The organism is Xanthobacter aminoxidans (genome assembly GCF_023571765.1).
Taxonomy (GTDB): domain Bacteria; phylum Pseudomonadota; class Alphaproteobacteria; order Rhizobiales; family Xanthobacteraceae; genus Xanthobacter; species Xanthobacter aminoxidans.
Genome location: NZ_JAMJXC010000008.1, coordinates 17,060 through 39,336, shown reverse-complemented (window position 1 = coordinate 39,336; position 22,277 = coordinate 17,060). Strand labels below are relative to the sequence as shown.

General features: G+C 71.3%; 19 protein-coding genes and 1 riboswitch. Of the genes, 16 read left to right on the top strand and 3 right to left on the bottom strand.

Features of this window, described 5'->3' with window-relative positions; genetic code table 11:
- The first annotated feature begins 56 nt into the window (after positions 1 to 56).
- Together EJ105_RS13770 and EJ105_RS13765 are read left to right on the top strand one after the other, a co-directional pair.
- Entirely contained in the window at positions 57 to 1,214 is a 1,158-nt protein-coding gene (locus EJ105_RS13770; RefSeq protein WP_250166767.1) for an Mrp/NBP35 family ATP-binding protein, read from the top strand.
- A gap of 183 nt (positions 1,215 to 1,397) precedes the next feature.
- Positions 1,398 to 2,489 carry a TRAP transporter substrate-binding protein gene (locus EJ105_RS13765; protein WP_029557616.1) on the top strand — a complete coding sequence of 364 codons (1,092 nt, stop codon included), beginning with the start codon at positions 1,398 to 1,400 and terminating at the stop codon, positions 2,487 to 2,489.
- Between the two features lie 69 nt (positions 2,490 to 2,558).
- Here EJ105_RS13765 and EJ105_RS13760 read toward each other — a convergent pair whose 3' ends face one another.
- On the bottom strand, positions 2,559 to 2,981 hold the full coding sequence (locus EJ105_RS13760; protein ID WP_250166766.1) for a hypothetical protein: 423 nt from the start codon (positions 2,979 to 2,981) through the stop codon (positions 2,559 to 2,561).
- A gap of 212 nt (positions 2,982 to 3,193) precedes the next feature.
- Between EJ105_RS13760 and EJ105_RS13755 the strand changes: the two genes are divergently transcribed.
- The 11 genes from EJ105_RS13755 (at position 3,194) to EJ105_RS13705 (ending at position 17,970) form a co-directional block, all read left to right on the top strand.
- Positions 3,194 to 4,123 (top strand): glycine--tRNA ligase subunit alpha, encoded by a 930-nt coding sequence (locus tag EJ105_RS13755; RefSeq protein WP_250166914.1) that lies wholly within the window; start codon positions 3,194 to 3,196, stop codon positions 4,121 to 4,123.
- An 83-nt stretch (positions 4,124 to 4,206) separates the two neighbouring features.
- On the top strand, positions 4,207 to 5,535 hold the full coding sequence (locus EJ105_RS13750) for an MFS transporter (RefSeq protein WP_250166765.1): 1,329 nt from the start codon (positions 4,207 to 4,209) through the stop codon (positions 5,533 to 5,535).
- A 27-nt stretch (positions 5,536 to 5,562) separates the two neighbouring features.
- Positions 5,563 to 6,870: an MFS transporter gene (locus tag EJ105_RS13745; RefSeq protein WP_250166764.1), complete on the top strand. Its 1,308-nt coding sequence runs from the start codon at positions 5,563 to 5,565 to the stop codon at positions 6,868 to 6,870.
- A gap of 107 nt (positions 6,871 to 6,977) precedes the next feature.
- A complete protein-coding gene (gene glyS / locus EJ105_RS13740) occupies positions 6,978 to 9,197 on the top strand; it encodes a glycine--tRNA ligase subunit beta (RefSeq protein WP_250166763.1) in 2,220 nt (739 codons plus the stop codon).
- A gap of 211 nt (positions 9,198 to 9,408) precedes the next feature.
- Positions 9,409 to 9,604, top strand: a riboswitch (cobalamin riboswitch).
- Positions 9,605 to 9,663: 59 nt separating this feature from the next.
- Positions 9,664 to 10,167 (top strand): DUF1636 family protein, encoded by a 504-nt coding sequence (locus tag EJ105_RS13735; protein ID WP_347881318.1) that lies wholly within the window; start codon positions 9,664 to 9,666, stop codon positions 10,165 to 10,167.
- Complete coding sequence (gene cobW / locus EJ105_RS13730) at positions 10,164 to 11,198, top strand: cobalamin biosynthesis protein CobW (protein ID WP_250166762.1); 1,035 nt, start codon at positions 10,164 to 10,166, stop codon at positions 11,196 to 11,198. The genes EJ105_RS13735 and cobW overlap by 4 nt, the downstream gene beginning before the upstream one ends.
- A gap of 3 nt (positions 11,199 to 11,201) precedes the next feature.
- Positions 11,202 to 14,555 carry a cobaltochelatase subunit CobN gene (cobN, locus tag EJ105_RS13725; protein WP_250166761.1) on the top strand — a complete coding sequence of 1,118 codons (3,354 nt, stop codon included), beginning with the start codon at positions 11,202 to 11,204 and terminating at the stop codon, positions 14,553 to 14,555.
- Positions 14,552 to 15,844 (top strand): precorrin-3B synthase, encoded by a 1,293-nt coding sequence (gene cobG / locus EJ105_RS13720; RefSeq protein WP_250166760.1) that lies wholly within the window; start codon positions 14,552 to 14,554, stop codon positions 15,842 to 15,844. The genes cobN and cobG overlap by 4 nt, the downstream gene beginning before the upstream one ends.
- Before the next feature lie 13 nt (positions 15,845 to 15,857).
- A complete protein-coding gene (locus EJ105_RS13715) occupies positions 15,858 to 16,493 on the top strand; it encodes a precorrin-8X methylmutase (RefSeq protein ID WP_250166759.1) in 636 nt (211 codons plus the stop codon).
- The gene (locus tag EJ105_RS13710) at positions 16,490 to 17,215 is read left to right on the top strand and encodes a precorrin-2 C(20)-methyltransferase (protein ID WP_250166758.1); all 726 of its coding nucleotides are present in this window, start codon (positions 16,490 to 16,492) and stop codon (positions 17,213 to 17,215) included. The genes EJ105_RS13715 and EJ105_RS13710 overlap by 4 nt, the downstream gene beginning before the upstream one ends.
- A complete protein-coding gene (locus EJ105_RS13705; protein WP_250166757.1) occupies positions 17,212 to 17,970 on the top strand; it encodes a precorrin-3B C(17)-methyltransferase in 759 nt (252 codons plus the stop codon). The genes EJ105_RS13710 and EJ105_RS13705 overlap by 4 nt, the downstream gene beginning before the upstream one ends.
- Here EJ105_RS13705 and EJ105_RS13700 read toward each other — a convergent pair.
- Positions 17,940 to 18,713 (bottom strand): cobalt-precorrin-6A reductase, encoded by a 774-nt coding sequence (locus tag EJ105_RS13700; protein ID WP_250166756.1) that lies wholly within the window; start codon positions 18,711 to 18,713, stop codon positions 17,940 to 17,942. The genes EJ105_RS13705 and EJ105_RS13700 overlap by 31 nt on opposite strands.
- On the opposite strand from EJ105_RS13700, the gene cbiE reads away from it, so the two are divergent.
- From cbiE to cobM, 3 genes are read left to right on the top strand one after another with little or no spacing between them, the layout of a single operon-like run.
- Entirely contained in the window at positions 18,712 to 19,974 is a 1,263-nt protein-coding gene (gene cbiE, locus EJ105_RS13695) for a precorrin-6y C5,15-methyltransferase (decarboxylating) subunit CbiE (protein ID WP_250166755.1), read from the top strand. The genes EJ105_RS13700 and cbiE overlap by 2 nt on opposite strands.
- A complete protein-coding gene (locus tag EJ105_RS13690; RefSeq protein WP_229643402.1) occupies positions 19,971 to 20,357 on the top strand; it encodes a cobalamin biosynthesis protein in 387 nt (128 codons plus the stop codon). The genes cbiE and EJ105_RS13690 overlap by 4 nt, the downstream gene beginning before the upstream one ends.
- The gene (gene cobM, locus EJ105_RS13685) at positions 20,354 to 21,115 is read left to right on the top strand and encodes a precorrin-4 C(11)-methyltransferase (RefSeq protein WP_250166754.1); all 762 of its coding nucleotides are present in this window, start codon (positions 20,354 to 20,356) and stop codon (positions 21,113 to 21,115) included. The genes EJ105_RS13690 and cobM overlap by 4 nt, the downstream gene beginning before the upstream one ends.
- An 8-nt stretch (positions 21,116 to 21,123) precedes the next feature.
- Here the strand turns inward: cobM and EJ105_RS13680 are convergent, their stop codons facing one another.
- A complete protein-coding gene (locus tag EJ105_RS13680; protein ID WP_250166753.1) occupies positions 21,124 to 22,257 on the bottom strand; it encodes a cobalt-precorrin-5B (C(1))-methyltransferase in 1,134 nt (377 codons plus the stop codon).
- Between the last annotated feature and the right edge of the window lie 20 nt (positions 22,258 to 22,277).

The following is a 22,277-nucleotide window of genomic DNA, read 5'->3' as shown; positions in this document are numbered from 1 at the left end:
GCCCGGCCTCCGCGCCTGCCCCAGATGCGCGTCGCCCGGCCGGGGAGTTGAGTGACATGATGAGCCACACGGCCGAGCTTTCCGAGGACACCGTCCGTTCCACGCTCGCGAAGGTGCGCACGCCCGAAGGCGTGGCGCTTTCCGTCTCGCCGGCCTTGTCCGGCGTCGTGGTCACGTCGGGCAAGGTCTATCTCTCCATCAACATCGATCCGGCCCAGGCACGGGCGTGGGAGGATGTGCGCATCGCCGCTGAGAACGCGGTGAAGGCGCTGCCGGGCGTCGCCTCGGCCCTCGTCACCCTTACCGCCGAGCGCAAGCAGGCGCCTGCCGCCCCGGCCGCGCATAGTCATGGCCACGGCCATGCCCATGGCGGTGCGCATGGAGGAGCCCCTGCGCCGCGCGGCATCGCCGTGCCGGGCGTCGCCTCCATCATCGCGGTGGCCTCGGGCAAGGGCGGCGTGGGCAAGTCCACCACCTCCATCAACCTCGCCATCGCGCTTCGGGATCTCGGCCTGAAGGTCGGCCTGCTCGATGCCGACATCTACGGCCCCTCGGTGCCGCGCCTCACCGGCGTCGCCCAGAAGCCGGAGACCACGGCGGACGGCAAGACCATGCTGCCGCTGGAGAATTTCGGCCTGCAGCTGATGTCCATCGGCTTCCTCGTGGAGGAAGACACGCCGATGATCTGGCGCGGGCCGATGGTGATGTCCGCCATCTCGCAGATGCTGAAGGACGTGAAGTGGGGTCCGCTCGACGTGCTGGTGGTGGACATGCCCCCCGGCACGGGCGATGCCCAGCTCACCATGGCGCAGCAGGTGAACCTTGCCGGCGCGGTCATCGTCTCCACCCCGCAGGATCTGGCCCTCATCGATGCCCGGCGCGGCGTCGCCATGTTCGAGCGGGTGAACGTGCCGATCCTCGGCGTTGTGGAGAACATGTCCCACTTCATCTGCCCGCACTGCGGCGGCCGGTCCGACATCTTCGGCCACGGCGGCGCCCATGCGGAGGCGGACAAGCTGGGCGTGCCGTTCCTCGGCGAGATCCCGCTGCACATGCGCATCCGGGAGATGTCGGACGCCGGCCTGCCGATCCTGATCTCCGATCCCGACAGCCCGCAGGCGGCGGCCTACCGGCATGTGGCGACCGGTGTGAAGGCGGCCCTCGACAAGGCCACCGCCCAGACCCGGCAGGCGCCGCGCATCGTCATCGAGTGACGCACCGGCGGCCCCGGCCGATCCGGTGCCGCGAATTTGAGCCGCCGGGGCATTTTTTCCCCGGCGCGCGGCGATTCATACCTTCCTCCGCGTTGAGCCCGAACGGCGCGTGCTCTAAAAGCGGTACGACGGCCCGCCCATAGAAGCGGCGCTGCGATGTGAAAGAGCCCCAGGGAGTTCTCCATGAAACGCCGTGAGTTCCTCACCGCCGCCAGCGCGGGTGTCGCCGCTTCCGCAGCCGTGGCCATGCCGGCGATCGCCCAGACGGCGCCGGAAGTGAAGTGGCGCTGCACGTCGTCCTTCCCCAAGTCCCTCGACACCATCTACGGCGCCGCCGAGCTGATGGCGAAGCAGGTGGCCGACGCGACCGACGGCAAGTTCCAGATCCAGGTGTTCGCGGCGGGTGAAATCGTCCCCGGCCTGCAGGCGCTTGACGCCACCACCAACAAGACCGTCGAGATGTGCCACTCGGCGTCGTATTATTACGTGGGCAAGGATCCGACCTTCGGCCTCGGCACCGCCGTGCCGTTCGGCCTCAACGCCCGCCAGATCAACGCGTGGTTCCTGTTCGGCAACGGCATGAACCTGCTCAACGAATTTTACAAGAAGTACGGCGTCGTGATGTTCCCCGGTGGCAACACCGGCGGCCAGATGGGCGGCTGGTTCCGCAAGGAAATCAAGACCGTCGAGGACCTCAAGGGCCTCAAGATGCGCATCGCCGGCATCGGTGGCCAGGTGCTCGCCAAGCTCGGCGTGGTGCCGCAGCAGCTCGCCGGCGGCGACATCTATCCCGCGCTGGAGAAGGGCACCATCGACGCGGCCGAGTGGGTCGGCCCGTATGACGACGAGAAGCTCGGCCTCTACAAGGTCGCCCAGTATTATTACTTCCCGGGCTGGTGGGAGGGCTCCGCCGCCCTCAACTTCTTCGTCAACCAGGACAAGCTCGCCGAGCTGCCGAAGAACTACAAGTCCATCCTCACCGCCGCCATGGCGCAGGCCAACGAGAGCATGCTCGCAAGCTACGACGCCAAGAACCCGGTGTCGGTGCAGAGCCTCGTGAAGGCCGGCACCCAGCTGCGCCGCTATCCCAGCGACGTGATGGACGCCGCCTACAAGGCCTCGCAGCAGCTCTATGAGGAAATCGGCGGCAAGAACGAGGACTTCAAGAAGATCTACGAGGACATGAAGACGTTCCGCAACAACGCCTATCTGTGGTGGCAGATCGTCGAGTTCACCTACGACGACTTCATGGTCCGCGCCCGCAGCCGCGGCTGATCGAAGCCGCCGCGCGTCAAGTCAAAGCCCCGGAGCATGGCTCCGGGGCTTTTTCTTTGTTCAGTACGCTCAGCGCGTGCCGCCGGGGGTCGCCTGGGTGCGGCCGCCTTCCTGCGCCGGACCCTTGTGCGTGTCCTGGCCCGGGGTGGTGCCGGACCGCGGCGTCACCGTGCCGGTGGTGTCCATGGCCGGCGCGTTGCCACTGGCCGAGCCGCCGGGGGTCGCCTGGGTGCGGCCGGCCTCCTGCGCCGGTCCCTTGTGGGTATCCTGGCCCGCGGACATGCCGGAATGCGGAGTGGACGGCACGCCGGGGCCGGGCGCGGTCATGCCGCTGCCGCTGGGGCCGGGGGTGGCCTGGGTGCGTCCGCCTTCCTGCGCGGGGCCGCGCTGAGGGTTCTGGCCGGGCGCGGTGCCGGACTGGGCGCTGGCGGCGCCGGTCATGGCGATGAGGGCGGCGGCGGCGACGGGAATGGCATACTTCGCGATGTTCATGCGGGGTCTCCCTCCAATTGACTGCACGGCAGGACAACCGCGGAGACCGCATTTCGGTTCAGTGCCGATTTTCAGCCGGCCAAAGCGAAGTTGCCCCGCCCACGTTGCAATCGCCCCAGCCACTGCCTAGTGTCCGCGCGCCTGAGGCCCCCCGTCCCGCGCTGCCGGGGAGGGCGCGCCGGGGTCACGTTGCTGCGAGCTGTTCCGAAATGATCGACGAGAGCCTTCCCGCCCATATGCGCCCCGACCGCTCGTTCCAGGCGCTGCTCCTGACCCTTCAGCGATTCTGGGCGGACCAGGGCTGCGTGGTGCTCCAGCCCTACGACATGGAAGTGGGCGCCGGCACCTTCCACCCGGCGACGACCCTGCGTGCGCTCGGCCCGAAGCACTGGAAGGCAGCCTATGTGCAGCCCTCGCGCCGCCCCAAGGACGGCCGCTATGGCGAGAACCCCAACCGGCTCCAGCATTATTACCAGTTCCAGGTCATCCTGAAGCCCTCGCCGGAGAACCTGCAGGAGCTGTACCTGCAATCGTTAGCGGCCATCGGCGTGGACCTGAAGCTGCACGACGTGCGCTTCGTGGAAGACGACTGGGAGAGCCCGACGCTGGGCGCCTGGGGCCTCGGCTGGGAATGCTGGTGCGACGGCATGGAGGTGTCGCAGTTCACCTACTTCCAGCAGGTGGCGGGCTTCGAGTGCTCCCCGGTTTCGGGTGAGCTCACCTACGGCCTCGAACGCCTCGCCATGTATGTGCAGGGCGTGGAGAACGTCTACGATCTCAATTTCAACGGCCGCGAGGGCGCCGAGAAGACCACCTACGGCGACGTCTTCCTTCAGGCCGAGCGGGAATATTCCCGGCACAATTTCGAGGCCGCCGACACGGACATGCTGTTCGAGCAGTTCCGCATGGCCGAGACCGCCTGCCACAAGTATCTGGCCTTCGGCGACAAGGGCGAAAAGCACGACATGGCCCTGCCGGCCTATGACCAGTGCATCAAGGCCTCCCACGTCTTCAACCTCTTGGACGCGCGCGGCGTGATCTCCGTCACCGAGCGGCAGAGCTACATCCTGCGGGTGCGGGAACTCGCCAAGGCCTGCGGCGCCGCATGGCTGAAGACGGCCGGCGGCGGCGCAGCCGCCTGAGGGTCAGCGGTAAGGGATTGCCCCGACCTCCATTCGGGTGGTAGCTGAAACGGAGCCGCACCCGCCCGCCGTCCGGACCCGCCATGACCGCCACCGATGTCGGCCCCCGTGACCTGTCCGGCATCCGGCCGCCGGACGCGTCCCATCCGGGCGGCGCGTCGCCGCGCCTGCTCGCGGCCGGTGCCATCGGCAATCTCTTGGAGTGGTACGACTTCGCCTCCTACGGCTTCCTCGCGCCCATCTTCGCCCGCACCTTCTTTCCGGCCGAGGATGCGCTGGTGGGGCTCATCTCCGCCTTCGGCCTGTTCGGCGCGGCCTTCCTGATGCGGCCTTTGGGGGCGATCCTGTTCGGCCATGTGGGCGACCGGTTCGGCCCCCGCATCGCCCTCATCGCCTCGGTCTCGGTCATGAGCTGCGCCACGGTGGGCATCGGCCTGTTGCCCACCTATGCGACCGTCGGCGTCCTCGCCCCCTTGCTGCTCCTCATCCTGCGACTGTTGCAGGGGCTGTCCATCGGTGGGGAATACACCACCTCCTCCATCTATCTCGCCGAGCACGCGGTGCCCCGCCATCGCGGGCTCACGGCGGCCTTCTCCACGGCGGGCGGGCAGACCGGCACGCTCATCGGCTCCGGCGTGTGCGCGCTGCTGAGCGCGCTCCTGTCGGCGGAGGCGATGCAGGCCTTCGGCTGGCGGGTGCCGTTCCTGCTCGGCGCGGTGCTGGGCATCACCGCGCTGGTGCTGCGCCGGCCCCGGCCCGGCGATCGCGGGGGCAGCAAGGCCAGGGGCCTGCCGCTGAGGCGGGCCTTCCGGGAGGCGGGCGGCTCCATCGTCGCCGCGATGCTGGTGACCGTATTCGTCGGCGCCGACACCTATCTCCTGTTCGTCTACCTGCCGACCTATATGGAGCAGGAGGCCGGCCTTGCCCCCGCGACCGCCCTTGGCTTCACCACCCTTGCGCTGATCGTGTCGGTGATCTGCTGCCTGCTGTTCGGCGCGCTGTCGGACCGCATCGGCCGGCGCCGGATCGTGGCGGCGGGGCTTTCCGGCTTCGTCCTTCTCTCCTGGCCGCTGTTCCTGCTGCTGCGCGGCGGCAGCCCGGCGGAAGTGCTGGCGGCGCAGCTCGTCTTCTCGGTGATGGCCGCGGCGGTCACGAGCCCGCTGCCGGCGCTGCTGGTGGAACTGTTCGAGACGCCGGTGCGGTGCAGCGCCATGGGCTTTGCGTGGAATCTCGGTATCGGCGTCTCCGGCGGCTTCGCGCCCATGCTCGCCACCTATTTCGTGACCGGCCTCGGCCTCACCATGGCGCCGGCGGTCCACCTGATGGGGCTGGCGGCCGTCGCTCTGGTGGGCGTCGCGGCCCTCGCCGAACGCCGGGGCCGGGTGCTGGACGCACCTTCCCATTGGCCCTAACGCTTGAGCGGAGCAGGAACGGGATTGATGAGCAGCATTGCGCACAACGAGGCCGAAGACGTCTCCGGCGGGATGGCGCCCGACGGCGCGCCCGTCCTCTCGCGCCGGCTGATGGCTGCCGGCATGCTCGGCAACGTGCTGGAATGGTACGATTTCGCCGTCTACGGGTTCCTCGCCAGCATCTTCGCCCGCAACTTCTTCCCCGAGTCGAGCCCGACAGCGGCCATGCTCTCGGTGTTCGGCGTGTTCGCGGCCTCCTTCCTCATGCGGCCTTTGGGCTCGGTGCTGTTCGGCCATATCGGCGACCGGCTGGGCCGGCGCGCGGCGCTCATGTCCTCCGCGGCGCTCATGAGCATCTCAACCTTCTGCGTCGGCCTCCTGCCCACCTATGAGACGGCCGGGGTTCTCTCCGCCGTGCTGCTGCTGGTGCTGCGCCTCGCGCAGGGGCTGTCGGTGGGCGGGGAATACATGACCTCCGCCGTCTTCCTGGCGGAGAATGCGCAGGTGCGCTGGCGGGGGGCGGTGACCTCGCTGGTCATCGTCGGCTGCAACGGCGGGATGCTGCTGGGCTCGGCGGTGGGGGCGCTCGTCTCCGGCCTCATGTCGGCGGACGACCTCGCCTCCTGGGGCTGGCGCATTCCCTTCCTGCTCGGCTGCCTGCTCGGCGGCTTCGCCCTCATCCTGCGCCGGACGGTGGCGCGCGACGTGAAGCCGGTGCACCGGCCGACGCTGCCGGTGGTGGAGGCCTTCCGCGAGAGTGGCGGCGGCATCCTCAGGGCGACGCTCATCAACATCGTGCTGGGCATCGCCTATTACCTCTCCTTCGTCTATCTCGCCACCTGGCTGCAGCAGCAGGACCATTTCACTCCCCATGTGGCGCTGGAGCTGAACGCCGTGAGCATGGCGGTGGTGATGGCGGGGTGCTTCGGCTTCGCCGCGCTGTCCGATCGCATCGGCCGCAAGCCGCTCATCGTCGGCGGCTTCCTGTGCCTTGCCGTGTTCACCTGGCCGCTGTTCCTGCTGCTGGGTTCCGGCTCGGCCGGGCTGGCGCTGCTGGGGCAGCTGGGTTTTGCGGTGATCGTTTCCATCTATGGTGGACCCATGGCGGTGGCGCTGGTGGAGATGTTTCCCCGCCACACCCGCTGCACGGCGGTAGGGCTGAGCTGGAATCTCGGCCTCGGCCTCGGCGGCGGCACGGCGCCCATGGTGGCGGTCTTGCTGGTGAGTCTCACCGGCGATGCCATGGCCCCGGCCTTCTTCATGATCGCCGGCGGCGTGGTGGCCTTCCTCGCCGCGCTGGGGCTCACGGAGATGCGCGGCCGCTCCCTCGACTGAGCCCGCCCCCTCGACGCGGCGGCCGAAAGGCACTAGCACAGGCCGCGAAATTCACCCGCCGCGCGCAAGCGCCAGCCTCCCCGCATGGGGAGGACGAGCCCGAACCGATGCCCGATCTTCTGCTCGAACTCTTCTCCGAAGAAATCCCCGCCCGCATGCAGGCCCAGGCGGCCGACGCGCTGAAGAAGCTCGTCACCGACGCTTTGGTGGAGCGCGGCCTGCTCTATGAGGGCGCGAAAGCCTTCGTGACGCCGCGCCGCCTCGCCCTCGCCGTGCACGGCCTGCCGGGCCGGCAGGCCGACCAGCGGGAAGAGAAGAAGGGGCCGCGCGTGGGGGCCCCCGAGCAGGCGGTGGCCGGCTTCCTGAAGGCGGCGGGCCTCGCCTCCCTCGATCAGGCGACCATCCAGTCCGACCCCAAGAAGGGCGATTTCTACGTGGCCGTGGTGGAAAAGCCCGGCCGCGCCACCACCGAGGTGGTGGCCGAGATCGTGCCGGACATCATCCGCAAGTTCCCCTGGCCGAAATCCATGCGCTGGGGGTCCGGCACGCTGCGCTGGGTGCGCCCGCTGCATTCCATCGTCGCCACCTTCGGCGCCGAGGGGGATGAGCCGGAGGTGGTGCATTTCTCGGTGGATGGCATCGAGGCCTCCAACGTCACCCGCGGCCACCGCTTCATGGCGCCCGAGCCTTTCACCGTGAAGCGGCTGGACGACTGGATGGCGAAGCTGGAGGCCGCCAGGGTGGTGGCCGACCGCGATCGTCGCAAGGAAATCATCCTCAACGACGCCAAGGATCTCGCCCTCGCCGCCGGCCTTGAGCTGGTGGAGGACGAGGGCCTGCTGGACGAGGTGTGCGGGCTGGTGGAATGGCCCGTGGTTCTCATGGGATCGTTCGAGGAACGCTTCCTCGACATCCCGGACGAGGTGATCCGCGCCACCATCCGCGCCAACCAGAAGTGCTTCGTGCTGAAGGACCCCAAGACCGGGCGCCTCGCCAACCGCTTCATCCTCATCTCGAACCTCGTCGCCTCGGACGGCGGCGCGGCCATCGTCGCCGGCAACGAGCGCGTCATCCGCGCCCGGCTGTCGGACGCGAAATTCTTCTGGGACACGGACCGGCTGAACGGCCTCGCCAGCCGCATGCCCAAGTTCCAGTCCATCACCTTCCACGAGAAGCTGGGCTCCCAGGCCGAGCGCATCGAGCGCATCGAGAATTTGGCTGTTCTCATCGCCGAGCTTATGGAGCGGACCGGACAGGTCAGTACCAAGTTCTTCGAGGGCAGCTATGGGCGGTTTGTAAGTGAGGTCAAACTCGCCGCTAATGTTGCCAAGGCAGACCTTCTCACTGAGGTGGTTGGAGAGTTTCCCGAGCTTCAGGGCCTCATGGGCCGCTATTATGCCGAGGGCGAGAACCTGCCCCCGGATGTCGCCGCCGCATGCGAGGAGCACTACAAGCCGCAGGGTCCGAACGACCGTGTGCCCACGGCGCCTGTCTCGGTGGCTGTGGCATTGGCGGACAAGATCGACACGCTTGAAGGCTTCTGGGATGCAAAGGAAATTCCGACCGGCAGCAAAGATCCCTATGCGCTTCGTCGGGCGGCTCTTGGCGTCATTCGTATCATTCTCGAAAATGAGCTGAGGCTTCGGCTGGTAGCGATCCTGGACGAAGCGTCTGATTACAGAGTTAGTCGAGTTAAGTTCCGTGAGGAGCAGCCCTCCCAGTCCGGAGAAGCACCCGATACGTTCCGAGGCACCGCGAAAGTATCGGCTCCGTTTGCTGGGCGTTTGGTCGCCGCCCACACCATCGACCTCCTCGCTTTCTTCGCTGATCGCCTGAAAGTCTACCTCCGCGACCGCGGTGCCCGTCACGACCTCGTCGATGCCGTCTTCGCCCTCGAAGGGCAGGACGACCTCCTCCTCGTCGTCCGCCGCGTGGAGGCGCTGGCCGCCTTCCTCGCCACCGAGGATGGCAGGAACCTGCTCGCCGGCTATCGCCGCGCGGTGAACATCCTGCGCATCGAGGAGAAGAAGGACGGCCGCGCCTTCGCCGGCCCCACCGTCGCCGCGTTGCTGAAGGAGCCGGCCGAGGAGCGCCTCGCCGACGCCATTGAAACCGTGAAGGCCCGCGTCTCCCAGGCCGTCGCGGCCGAGGATTTCGAGGCCGCCATGACCGCGCTGTCGGACCTGCGCCAGCCGGTGGACGCCTTCTTCGACGCCGTGACGGTGAATGACCCCGATCCCGCGCTGCGCGAGAACCGCCTGAAGCTCCTCGACGAAATCCGCGCCGCCACCCGCGGCATTGCCGATTTCGACCGCATCGAGGGGTAGGGGCGGGGGCGTATTGCGCGCTGTCTCGCCCCCTCACCGTCATGCCCGGCCTTGTGCCGGGCATCCACGTGGTGGGGCTGGGAACATCTTTCAGGCGATGGTCCTGTCTGCCCGACGTGGATGGCCGGGACAAGCCCGGCCATGACGGGTTGTATCCGAGCCGTCGAACGCGGTTCCACGCCCTCATTTGACAATCCCGCCCGCCACTGCCTTTAGTGGCGGCGTCGAAGGTCCCGTGGTCCCACACGGGCGTAAAAGGGAATGCGGTGCGGGGAGACCCCCAATGCCGCGGCTGCCCCCGCAACTGTCGGCGGTGAGCCCCTGCCAGACGCCACTGGAGTGATCCGGGAAGGCGGCGGGGGCGGTGAACCGCGAGCCAGGAGACCTGCCTTCGACGAGGTCCGCGCCGGGCGGGGTGCTCCGGTATTGCGTCCCTTCGAGCCCGTGCGCGCGGGCGCTCGCACCCGTGGACGTTTCGGTGGAGCGCGGCGCGATTCCCGACAGCACAGCACCCGAGCCGGGCGGCGAAAGCCCGGAGGTCGGCTGCGCGTCCCAGGCTGCGCCAGAAGCCGCGCGCGAAACCGCTCCCGCCGTCACCCTCCTCATCTGCACCACCTGCCGCGCCCCCGGCAGCGAAGCCCCACAGGAAACTCAGCAGTTGGCCGAGCGCGACGGCGCGCGCCTCCTCGCCTCCGCCTGCGCCGCGTCCCTCCCCGAAGGCGTCGCGGTCGAAGGCGTTTCTTGCCTCGCCAATTGCAAGCGCGCGCTCTCCGCCGCCATGGTCCGCCGCGACGGCTGGACCTATGTGTTCGGGGACCTCTCCCCCGACAGCGCCCCCGACCTTCTCACCGGCGCGGCCCTGCTCGCCGGCTCGCCGGACGGCCTGATGCCCTGGCGCGGCCGGCCGGACGTGCTCAAGCGCGGCATGGTCGCGCGCATTCCCCCGCTCACCCTCAAGGAGACCCGATGACCTCCCTCGCCCGCGTGCCCTGCACCATCGTCACCGGCTTCCTCGGCGCCGGAAAGACGACGCTGATCCGCCATGTGCTGGAGAATGCCGGCGGCAAGCGCCTCGCGGTCATCGTCAACGAGTTCGGCGACGTGGGCATCGACGGCGAGATCCTGAAGGGCTGCGGCATCGAGAGCTGCGACGAGGGCTCCATCGTGGAGCTGGCCAACGGCTGCCTGTGCTGCACCGTGGCGGATGATTTCGTGCCGGCGCTGGACCAGATCCTCGCCCGCGCGCCGAAGGTGGACCACATCCTCATCGAGACCTCCGGCCTCGCGCTGCCCAAGCCCCTGGTGCAGGCCTTCCAGTGGCCGGCCATCAAGGGCCGGGTGACGGTGGACGGCGTGATCGCGGTGGTGGACGGCCCGGCCCTCGCCGAAGGCCGCGTCGCCCCCGATCTTGCCGCGCTGGACGCGCAGCGGGCCGGGGACGAGAGCCTCGACCATGACGATCCCGTCGAAGAAGTGTTCGAGGACCAGATCGCCTGCGCCGACCTCGTCATCCTCTCCAAGTCCGATCTGCTCGATGCGGCCGGATTCATCGCCGCCGAGAAGGCGGTGGCCGGTGCTCTGCCGCGCGCTGTGAAGCTGGTGCGGTCATCCGGCGGCAAGGTGGATCTGGCCGTGCTGCTCGGCCTCGGCGTCGGCGCGGAAGACCTGATCGACACCCGCCGCACCCATCACGACGACGAGGAAGACCACGACCACGACGAGTTCGAGAGCATCGTCCTGGCCTTGCCCGAGATCGCCGATCCCGCCGCGCTCGCCGCGCGCGTGGTGAAGGCGGCGGAGACGCCGGACGTGCTGCGCGTGAAGGGCTTCGCCGCCGTGGAAGGCAAGCCGCTGCGCCTGCTGGTGCAGGGCGTCGGCCCGCGCGTGTCGCACCATTTCGATCGCGCGTGGGGTGCGGAAGAGGCCCGGCGCGGGGCGCTGGTGGTCATCGGCCTCAAGGGCTTCGACCGCGCGGCGGTGGAACAGGCCATCCTCGGCTAGGCCATGCACATCCTCGCCACCACATCGACGAGCCTGGAGGAGTTGGCCGAGCCGGTCGACCTCGCCCAGCTGCCCGGCGACATGGTGGCCCTCTCCTTCACCGATAGCGATCTCATCGCCCTCGCCGCCGCCTGGCGGGCGCGCGGCGGTGCGGTGCCCAGCCTGCGCCTCGCGCGGCTGAAGGATCTGCGCCACCCCATGTCGGTGGACCTGTGGGTGGAGAAGGTCGCGGCCAAGGCGAAGGTGGTGCTGGTGCGCCAGCTCGGCGGGCTGGATTGGTGGCGTTACGGGGCCGAGCAATTGGCCGCCACGGCCCGCGCCCGTGGCATCGCCCTCGCGCTGCTGCCGGGCGAGGACCAGGACGACCCACGCCTCGCCGCTCTCTCCACGCTGCCGCAGGATACGCTCGCCCGCTGGCTCGGCTATTTCCGCGCGGGCGGGCCGGCGAACATGGCGGCCCTGCTCGCCGATATGGGCGAGGCGGCGGGCTTTCGCGCGCCCCATGCCATCCCCGCGCCGCACCCCGTGCCGGCCACCGCCTTCCACCGCCCCGGCGCCGGACTCGCGACGCTGGAGGACGTGCGCGGGCGGGACAAGGGCAGGGAAGGGCAGGGGCGGCCGAACGCGCTCATTCTCTTCTACCGCTCCCAGTGGCTCGCCGCAGACACCGCCGCCGTGGATGCGCTGGCGGCAGCGCTGGAGGCACGGGGCATCGCCGCCCATTGCCTGTTCGTCCCCAGCCTGAAGGCGCCGGACGCCCGCGCCGCCGTGCGGGCGGCGACGGCGGCGCTGGACCCCGCCATCCTCCTCACCACCACCGCCTTCGCGGCCGGCGATGCGGCGGAGCTGTTCCCGGAAGGCGGCCCGCCCGTGCTACAGGCGGCGCCCGCCACCACGGCGCGGGAGGCGTGGGCGGGGAGCCCGCGCGGCTTCTCGGCGGCAGACCTCGCCATGCACGTCGTGCTGCCGGAGCTGGACGGGCGGGTGCTGGCCGGCGCCCTCTCCTTCAAGGATTTCGCCCCGCCCGACGCCGACCTCGCCTTCACCGCCGCGGTGAACCGGCCGGAGCCGGAGGCGGTGGCCCATGTGGCGGACCGCGCGGCGGCTCTGGTGCGCCTCGCCGCCACGCCCCGCGCGGAGCGGCGGATTGCGCTGATCCTGCCGGATTATCCCGGCGCGGAGGGGCGCTCCGGCTATGCGGTGGGCCTCGATGTGCCCGAGAGCGCGCGGCGGATGCTCGGAACGCTCGCGGCGGCCGGCTACGGCGCCGGCCCCGTCCCTGACGATGCGAAGGCGCTCCTCGCCGCGTTCCATCCCGAGCCCGCGTTGGCGCTCGCCACCTACCGCCGCCTCTTCGCCGCTCTGCCGGAGGCCGCACGCGCCGCCGTCACCGCCGCCTGGGGCGCGGCGGAGGACGATGCGGACGTCACCGACGACGCCTTCCGCTTCCGCCTCGCCCGTTCCGGCAATATCACGCTGGCCTTCGCCCCTGATCGCGGAGCGAGCCTCGACCGGCGGGCGGACTATCACGACGCCAGCCTGCCGCCCCGCCATGGGCTCCTCGCCTTCGGCCTGTGGCTGCGGGAAGGGCTGGATGCCCATGCGGTGGTCCACCTCGGCGCCCATGGCACGCTGGAATGGTTGCCGGGCAAGGCGGTGGCGCTGACCCCGGCCTGTTTCCCGCAGGTGGTGATGGGGGCGCTGCCGGTGGTCTATCCCTTCATCGTCTCCAATCCCGGCGAGGCGGCGCAGGCGAAGCGCCGGCTCGCCGCCGTCACCATCGGCCACCTGCCACCGCCGCTCGCCGCCGCTGGCCTCAGCGAGGCCGAGCAAAGGCTGGAGCGGCTGGTGGATGAATATGCGCAGGCGGACGGCCTCGACCGCCGCCGCCGCGAGCGCCTCGCCGCCCTCATCGTCGAGACCGCCGCCGAGACCGGCCTTGCTGCGACAGCCGGCGTTGCCGCCGGCGCCGACCCGGACGAGGCGCTGCGCCGCATCGATGCGTGGCTGTGCGACCTGAAGGATCTGGCGGTGAAGGATGGCCTCCACATCTTCGGCGCCATGGCTGAGGGCGAGGCCGACCCGCTGCGCGCCGCCTCGGCGGAGGCGGAAACCCGCGCGCTGCTGACCGCCCTCGATGGCCGCTTCGTACCCGCCGGCCCGGCCGGTGCTCCGGCGCGGGGGCGGCGGGATGTGCTGCCCACCGGGCGCAATCTCTTCACCGCCGATCCGCGCACGCTGCCCACCCCCACCGCCTGCGACCTCGCCCGCAAGGCGGCGGACGAGGCGGTGCGCCTCATCCTTCAGGAACAGGGCGACTGGCCCCGTGCGCTGGTGCTGGACCTGTGGGGTAGCGCCAGCCTGCGGACCGGGGGCGAGGAGATCGCCCAGGGCCTCGCCTTCCTCGGCTGCCGGCCGGTGTGGGAGGCCGCGACCGGCCGCGTCACGGGCGTGGAGGTGCTGCCGCCCGCCGTGCTCGGCCGCCCGCGCATCGACGTGACCTTCCGCATCTCCGGCCTGTTCCGCGACATCTTCCCCGCCCAGATCGCGCTGCTCGATGCCGCCGTGCGCGCGGTGGCCAACCGCGACGAGGAGGGAACTGAAAACCCCCTCGCCGAGGCCCGCCTCAAGGGCGAGGACCTGTCCCGCCTGTTCGGCTCCGCTCCCGGCGCCTATGGCGCGGGCATCGAGGCGACCTTGCAGCGCGGGGCGTTCGAGACGCGGGAAGAGCTGGGCCACGCCTATCTCGCCGCCGCCTCCCACGCTTATGGTGGAGCGGACGGGCTGGCGCGCCCGGCGCCCGGCCTGTTCGCGGCCCGGCTCGCGGAAGCGGATGCGCTGGTGCATGGCGCGGACGATGCCGCCCGCGACCTCCTCGACGGCAGCGAGGATGCGGCCTTCATGGGCGGCTTCGCGGCGGCCGGCGCGGCGCTGGGCCGCGCGGCCCATCTCGTCGTGCTCGACACCACCGATCCCGACCGCCCCCGCGCCCGGCCGCTGAAGGAGGCGCTGACGCGGCTGGTGCACGGGCGCGTCTCCGCCCGCTTCATCGCCGGGCAGATGCGCCATGGCCCCCGCGGCGCATCGGAGCTGGCGGAGACGGTGGACCGCCTCGTCGCCTTCGCCGAGACCACGGAGCAGGTGCCCGCCGCGCTGCTCGACCGCCTCCACGCTGCTTATGTGATGGACCCTGAGGTGCGCGCCTTCCTGCTCGCGCAGAACCCCGCCGCCGCCCGCGCCATCGCCCGCCGCTTCGCCGATGCCCGGCGGCGCGGCCTGTGGCATGCGCGGCGCAACGATCTCGACAGTGATCTCGACGCCCTCCGCGCCGAAGCCGGCCGGGAGGCCGCGGAATGACGCCCATTCCTCCCACCCGTCGCGGCGCCTGCCCGGCCTTCCTTGCGCCCATGGAGACCGGCGACGGCCTCATCCTGCGCCTCGTTCCCTCTGATGGCCGGCTCTCCCCGGCGCAATTGCGCGGGCTGGCCGACGCTGCCCGCCGCCTCGGCAACGGGATGATGGAGGTGACGGCGCGCGGCAGCCTTCAGGTGCGCGGGCTGACGCAAGAGTCCGTGCCGATGCTTCAGGATGCGGTGGTCGCGCTCGGCATCACGCCGCGCCTCGGCCTCGCGGTGGATGTCTCGCCGCTGGGCGGGATGGACCCGACCGAGATCGCGGACGGGCATCCGCTCGCCGCCGCGATCATCGCCGGGGCGCAGCCGCTGGTGGGGAAGCTGGGGCCGAAGGTGTCGGTGGTGGTGGAGGGCGGCGGCGCGGTCAGCCTCGCCGGGCAGAAGGCGGATGTGCGCCTCGTCGCAGCTTGGCCGGGACACTGGGCGCTCACCATCGGCCATGGACCGGCCCGCGTGCTGTCCGAGGGCGACGCAGCGGCCGAGGCATTGGCCGCGCTCGCGTCCATCGCCGCCTTGGGTCGCGCCGCCCGCGCCACCGATCTGCCGGGATGTGGCGGGCGGGCGCGCGTGGCCGAAGCCGCGCCGCCGCTGGGGCGCATTCCGCTGGCCGATGGCACATTGGCCTTCGGCTTTGGCCTGCCCTTCGGGGCGGGTGATGCCGCGCAGTTCGAGGCCCTTGCCGAAGCGGCGGAAGCGACCGGCGCGCGGGACCTGCGCCCGGCACCCGAGCGCACGCTCCTCGCCACCGGGCTTTCGCCAGCCGGTGTCGATGCCTTCGCCGCGCGCATCGCCGCCCTCGGCTGCATCACCGCCGCGAACGATTCCCGCGCCGCCGTCGCCGCCTGTGCCGGGGCGCCGGCCTGCGCCTCCGCCCACATCCCGGCCCGTGCGCTCGCGCCGGTGCTGGCGCAGGCATTCGCGCCGCTGCTGGATGGGACGGTGTCTCTGCACCTCTCCGCCTGTACCAAGGGCTGCGCCCACCCCGCGCCGACGACCCTCGCCTTCGTGGGCATGGACGGCGGCGCCGCACTGGTGCATGACGGCCCTGCCTCCGGCGCGGCGCGCCCGGTGCGGCCGGCGGCGGACCTTCCCGCCGCTGTCGCATCCCTCGCCGCGACGCTGGCGGCCCGGCGAAATCCGGGTGAAACGACACGTGCGCTCCTTGCCCGCCTGGATCTGGCGGGCCTGTGGGCGGGCACGGCGACAACAGACGGGCCGGAAAAGACGACGTGACGAGCCGCGCAGAATGACCCTTCCCCTCGATTACGTGCGCGACGGCACGGCCATCTACGAGCGATCCTTCGCCATCATCCGCGCGGAAGCCGACCTCTCCCGCTTCTCGGCGGAGGAGGAGGACGTGGCGGTGCGGATGATCCACGCCTGCGGCCTCGTGGAGGCGGCGCGGGACTTCGTGTTCGGCCCCGGCTCGGTTGCCGCCGCGCGCGCGGCGCTCCAGGCCGGCGCACCCATCCTGTGCGATGCGCAGATGGTGGCCCACGGCATCACCCGCGCGCGGCTTCCGGCTGGCAATGACGTCATCTGCACCCTGCGCGATCCGGCGGTGCCGGCGCTGGCGGAAAAGCTCGGCACCACCCGTTCCGCCGCCGCGCTGGAACTGTGGGGCGAACACCTCGCCGGGTCGGTGGTCGCCATCGGCAATGCGCCCACCGCGCTCTTCCACCTTCTGGAAATGCTGGATCGCGGTGCGCCCAAGCCGGCGGCCATCCTCGGCATGCCGGTGGGCTTCGTGGGCGCGGCGGAATCCAAGGATGCGCTGGCGGACGATCCGCGCGGCGTGCCCTTCGCCATCGTGCGCGGGCGGCTGGGCGGCAGCGCCATCACGTCGGCCGCTGTGAACGCGCTTGCGAGGGCCGGGCTGTGAAGGGACATCTCATCGGCGTGGGCGTCGGCCCGGGCGATCCCGATCTTCTCACCCTCAAGGCGGTGAAGGCGCTGCAAAGCACTGATGTGGTGGGCTATTTCGCCAAGGCCGGCAATGTCAGCCACGCCCGCACGGTGGCCGCCGCGCACTTCCCGCCGGGCGCGGTGGAGCTGCCGCTGCTCTATCCCGTCACCACCGAAATCCACCGGCACGACGAGGCCTATCGCACGGCCATCGGCGCCTTCTACGACGCCTCCGCCGCCGCGGTGGCCGAGCATCTCATGGCCGGCCGCACGGTGGCGGTGCTGAGCGAGGGCGATCCGCTCTTCTACGGCTCCTACATGCACATCCATGTGCGCCTCGCCGGACGGTTCCAGACCCAGGTGATCCCCGGCGTCACCGGCATGTCCGGCTGCTGGTCGGAAGCCGGCGCCCCCATCGCGCAGGGCGACGATGTGCTCATGGTGCTGCCCGGCACGCTGGATGAGGCCGAACTCGCCCGCCGCCTCGCCGAGGCGGATGCGGCGGTCATCATGAAGGTGGGGCGCAACCTGCCGAAAATCCGGCGCGCGCTGGCCGCTGCCGGCCGGCTCGATCGGGCCGTCTATGTGGAGCGCGGCACCATGGCCGATTGCGCGCTCATTCCCCTCGCCGAGCGGGCCGACGAGCGCGCGCCCTATTTCGCCATCGTGCTGGTGCCCGGCTGGGAGCGCGCGGCGTGAGCGGGCGGCTGACGGTGGTCGGCCTCGGCCCCGGCGCGGCGCGGCAGATGACGCCGGAAGCCGCAGAGGCAGTGGCGGCGGCGGACATCCTTTTCGGCTACGTGCCCTATCTCGCCCGCCTGCCGGAACGGCCGGGGCAGGAGCGGCGGCCTTCGGACAATCGCGAGGAGATCGCCCGCGCCTCTGCCGCCCTTGAGGCGGCCGTGGCCGGGGCGAAGGTGGTGATGGTGTCGGGCGGCGATCCCGGCGTGTTTGCCATGGCGGCGGCGGTGTGCGAGGCCATCGAGCACGGCCCGGCGGAATGGCGGGCGCTGGACGTGGAGATCGTGCCCGGCGTCACCGCCATGCTCGCGGTGGCCGCCCGCTGCGGCGCGCCGCTGGGCCACGATTTCTGCGCCATCTCCCTCTCGGACAATCTCAAGCCCTGGCCGCTGGTGGAAAAGCGCCTCGCGCTCGCCGCCGAGGCCGGCTTCGTGATCGCCCTCTACAATCCCATCAGCAAGGCGCGGCCCTGGCAGCTCGGCCGCGCGTTCGAGCTGCTGCGGGAAAAGCTGCCGGGCTCCGTGCCGGTGGTGTTCGGCCGTGCGGCGGGGCGGGACGACGAGCGCATCGCGCTTGCGACGCTGGCCGAGGCCGATCCCGCGCGGGCGGACATGGCCACCTGCGTCCTCATCGGCACCGCCGAGACTCGCATCGTGGCGCGCGAGGGGAAGTCGCCCCTCGTCTATGCGCCGCGCTCGGCCCCCGCGCCGTGAGCGAGGATGCCGTCGAGCCAGGCCTCGGCCTCGGCCGGGCGCTCCACGGCGGGCACGTCCGGCACCGGCGGGCGGGCGATCAGGATCACCTCGATGCCCAAGGCCCGCGCCGCCGCCATCTTGCCATAGGTGGCGCTGCCGCCACTGTTCTTGGCAACGATGGTGTCGATGCCGTGGGCCTTGAGCAGCGCATGATCCTCCGCTTCACCGAACGGCCCGCGTCCGAGCACGTATTCGGCCTGCGGCACGTTGAGCGGCGGCGTGACGGGATCGACGCTGCGCACCAGATAGACATGCTGCGGCGCCGCTTCGAAGGCGCGCACCTCATTGCGGCCGAGGGCGAGGAACACCCGGCGGGGCACCTCCCCCAGCGCCCCCACGGCGGCCGGCACATCCGCCACCTCGCGCCAGCGGTCGCCTGGCTGGGGCTGCCATGGCGCCCGGCGCAGCGCGAGCAGGGGCACGCCCGCAGCCGCACAGGCGAGCGCGGTGTTGAAGGACATGCGCGCCGCATAGGGATGCGTCGCATCGATGACGGCGGCGATGCCCTCCGCCTTGAGATAATCTTCCAGCCCGGCCGGCCCGCCGAAGCCGCCGACGCGCACCGGCACCGGCTGGGGCGCCGGATTTTCGGTGCGGCCGGCAAGCGAGAGCGTGACGCGGATGTCCGTGCGGGGCGCGAGCCGGGTTGCCAGGGCGCGGGCATCGCCGGTGCCGCCGAGGAGAAGGATGTGGGGTGTCATGGCTGAGGCAGGGGTTTCCATCGCCACCGACACTGCCCCGGCCGGGCGCTGGCTGTCCATCGTCGGCATCGGCGAGGATGGGGCGCAGGGCCTTTCCCCCGCCGCCCGCGCCGCCATCTCGTCCGCCGCCATCGTGTTCGGCGGGGCGCGCCATCTCGCGCTGGCCGGGGATCTGGTGACAGGCGAGGCGCGGGTGTGGCCGAGCCCCTTCAGCCTCGATGGGGTCTTGGCGGCGCGCGGGCAGCGGGTGTGCGTGCTCGCCTCGGGCGATCCGTTTCTCTACGGCGTCGGTGCGAGCCTTGCCCGCCATGTGCCGGCGCGGGAGATGGCCGCCTTTCCCGCCCCCTCCGCCTTCGCGCTGGCCGCCGCGCGGCTCGGCTGGGCGCAGCAGGAGGTGGACATGGTTTCCCTCCACGGGCGCCCGCTGGCCCGGCTCAGGTCCTTCCTGCAGGACGGCGCGCGGCTGCTGCTGCTGACCTCGGACGGTGACGGACCGGCGCAGGTGGCGGCTTTCGCCACCGCCCACGGCTGCGGCGCCTCCCGCCTGACCGTGCTGGAGGCGCTGGGCGGGCCGGCGGAGCGCATCCGCAGCGCCACGGCCCAGGGGTTTGATCTCGGCGACGTGGCCGCCCTCAATGTGGTGGCGCTGGAGGTGCGGGCCACGCCCGATGCGCCCGTCCTGCCGCTCGCTGCCGGCCTCGCGGACGATCTGTTCGAGCATGACGGGCAGATCACCAAGCGCGAGGTGCGGGCGCTCACCCTCTCCTCTCTCGCGCCCCGGCGGGGGGAATTGCTGTGGGATATCGGCGCCGGGGCGGGCTCCATCGCCATCGAATGGCTGCTGGCGCATCCCTCGCTCGCGGCCATCGCCATCGAGGGCAATGCCGAGCGCGCGGCCCGCATCGGCCGCAATGCACATAAGCTCGGCGTGCCCCACCTGAAGGTGGTGGAGGGTGCGGCACCGGGCGCCCTTGCCGGATTGCCCACGCCGGATGTGATCTTCATCGGCGGTGGCGCCAGCGAGCCCGGCGTGTTCGATACGGCTCTGGCGGCACTGAAGCCCGGCGGGCGGATGGTGGCCAATGCGGTGACGCTGGAGACCGAGGCGCTGCTGATCGCCGCTCATGCCCGCCTCGGCGGGACGCTCACGCGCATCTCGCTGGCGCGATCGGTGGCGGTGAAGGGCATGACCGGCTGGCGCCCCGCCATGCCGGTGACGCAATGGCGCTGGGAGAAACCCCGGCCGGGAGAGGGCGCATGATCGTGGCCGGGATCGGCTCGAAGCGGGGCGTGTCGGTGGAGGAGGTGATCGCCGCCTTTGACGCCGCCCTGGCGCGCGCCGAGCTTGGGCGGGACGATGTGTCCCTCGTCGCCACCCCGGCGGTGAAGGGTGGGGAGGCCGGCATCAGCGAGGCGGCGGCGCTGCTCGGCCTGCCCTTGGTGCTGGTGCCGCAGAGCCAGCTGGAAGCCGCCTCCAGCCGGGCCAAGACCCATTCGGAGCGGGTGGTGGCGCTGCTGCGCGTGCCTTCCGCCGCAGAGACGGCCGCGCTCGCAGCCGCAGGGGCCCACGGCCGCCTGCTCGGTCCGCGCCTCGCGCTGGGCCCGGTCACCTGCGCACTGGCGCGGCGGGAGGGTGTGGTTTGACCGTCCATTTCATCGGCGCCGGCCCCGGCGCGGCGGATCTCATCACCGTGCGCGGCCGCGATCTCATCGCCCGCTGCCCGGTGTGCCTCTATGCCGGCTCCATCGTGCCGGCGGAGATGCTCGGCTGGTGCCCGCCGGGCGCGCGCATCGTCGATACGGCGCCGCTCGACCTCGACCGGATCGAAGCGGAATATGTCCGCGCCTTTGAGGCGGGCGAGGACGTGGCGCGGCTGCATTCGGGCGATCTCTCCGTCTACAGCGCGGTGGCCGAGCAGATCCGCCGGCTGGAGCGGCGGGGCATTCCCTACACGCTCACGCCCGGCGTGCCGGCCTTCGCGGCGGCGGCTTCCGTGCTCGGGCGTGAGCTGACCGTGCCGGAGGTGGCGCAGAGCCTCGTCATCACCCGCGTCTCCGGCCGAGCCTCGGCCATGCCGGAGGCGGAGAAGCTCGCGACCTTCGCGCAGACGGGTGCGATGCTCGCCATCCATCTCGCCATCCATGCGCTGGAGCAGGTGGTGGCGGAGCTTGTGCCGGTGCTGGGCGCGGACTGCCCGGTGGCGGTGGTGGCGCGGGCGACGTGGCCCAACGAGCGGGTGGTGCGGGGCACGCTCGGCGATATCGCGGACAAGCTCGCCGAAGATCCCATCCCGCGTACGGCGCTGATCCTCGTGGGGCGGGCGCTGGCTGCGGAGGATTTCCGCGAGAGTGCGCTCTATGACACCGCCTATGTCCGCCGCTTTCGCGGGGGTGGTGAATGATCCGCCGCTCAGCGCCTTGCGGGTCCTTTGGCGGACAGGAGCGGCGCGCGGCCCATGAGGGCGCCGTCGCGGTCGAAGACGGTGATTTCCAGCAGCACATCCGCCCGGTCGAGGGCGCGGGCGGCGGTGCCCCAGGCGGCGCGGGCGACGCAATCCCCCAGCGGGAAGCCGGCGGCCGCCGCGATCTGGAAGGCCTCCGCCACCATGTTCGCCCCGGCGATGCGGGCGCACAGATCGGCATCCGCACCGGCCTCGGCGGCGAGGCGGGCGAGGGCGGGAAGGTCGGCGCTGCCGCGCTTGGAGTGCAGGTCGAGGAAGCCCTGCGCGAGCTTCGTCATCTTGGCGACGCCACCGGCCACTGTCACTTTGGGCACGGGGTGGGTGTGAACATATTTCAGCATTCCGCCGACGAAATCGCCCATGTCGATGAGCGCCACCTCGTCGAGCCCGTGCAGCTTCGCCACCGCCGCCTCGGAAGCGGAGCCGGTGGCGCCGGCCACATGATCGAGCCCCATGGCGCGGGCCACATCGATGCCGCGATGGATGGAGTGGATCCACGCCGCGCAGGAATAGGGCACGACGATGCCCGTGGTGCCCAGCACCGACAGGCCGCCGACGATGCCGAGGCGCGGGTTGAGCGTCTTCAGCGCCAGCGTCGCGCCATCCTCGATGGAAATCTCCACCTCCGCATCGCCCGCGACGCCGTGGGCGGCGGCCACTTCTGCGATGCCGGCGGCGATCATGCGGCGGGGCACGGGATTGATGGCCGGCTCGCCGGGCGGAATGGGCAGGCCCGGCCGCGTGACCGTGCCGACACCCGCGCCCGCCTTGAAGGTGATGCCCGCGCCCGCCGCGCCGCGCCGCACGGTGGCGCGGACGAGGGCGCCGTGGGTCACGTCCGGATCATCGCCCGCATCCTTCACGATGCCGGCAGTGGCGCTTTGCGCGTCGCGATCATGCATGGCGAGGGCGAAGGCCGGGCGGGCGCCGGAGGGCAGCTCCACCTCTACGGGATCGGGAAAGTCGCCCGTGACCAGCGCCGCGAACGCCGCCTTGGCCGCGCCGGCCGCGCAGGTGCCGGTGGTCCAGCCGCGCTTCAGCGGCCTGTCGGGTGCGTCGTCGGCGGTGTCGCCCGTGTTCATGGGCTCCGTGATAGCCGGCC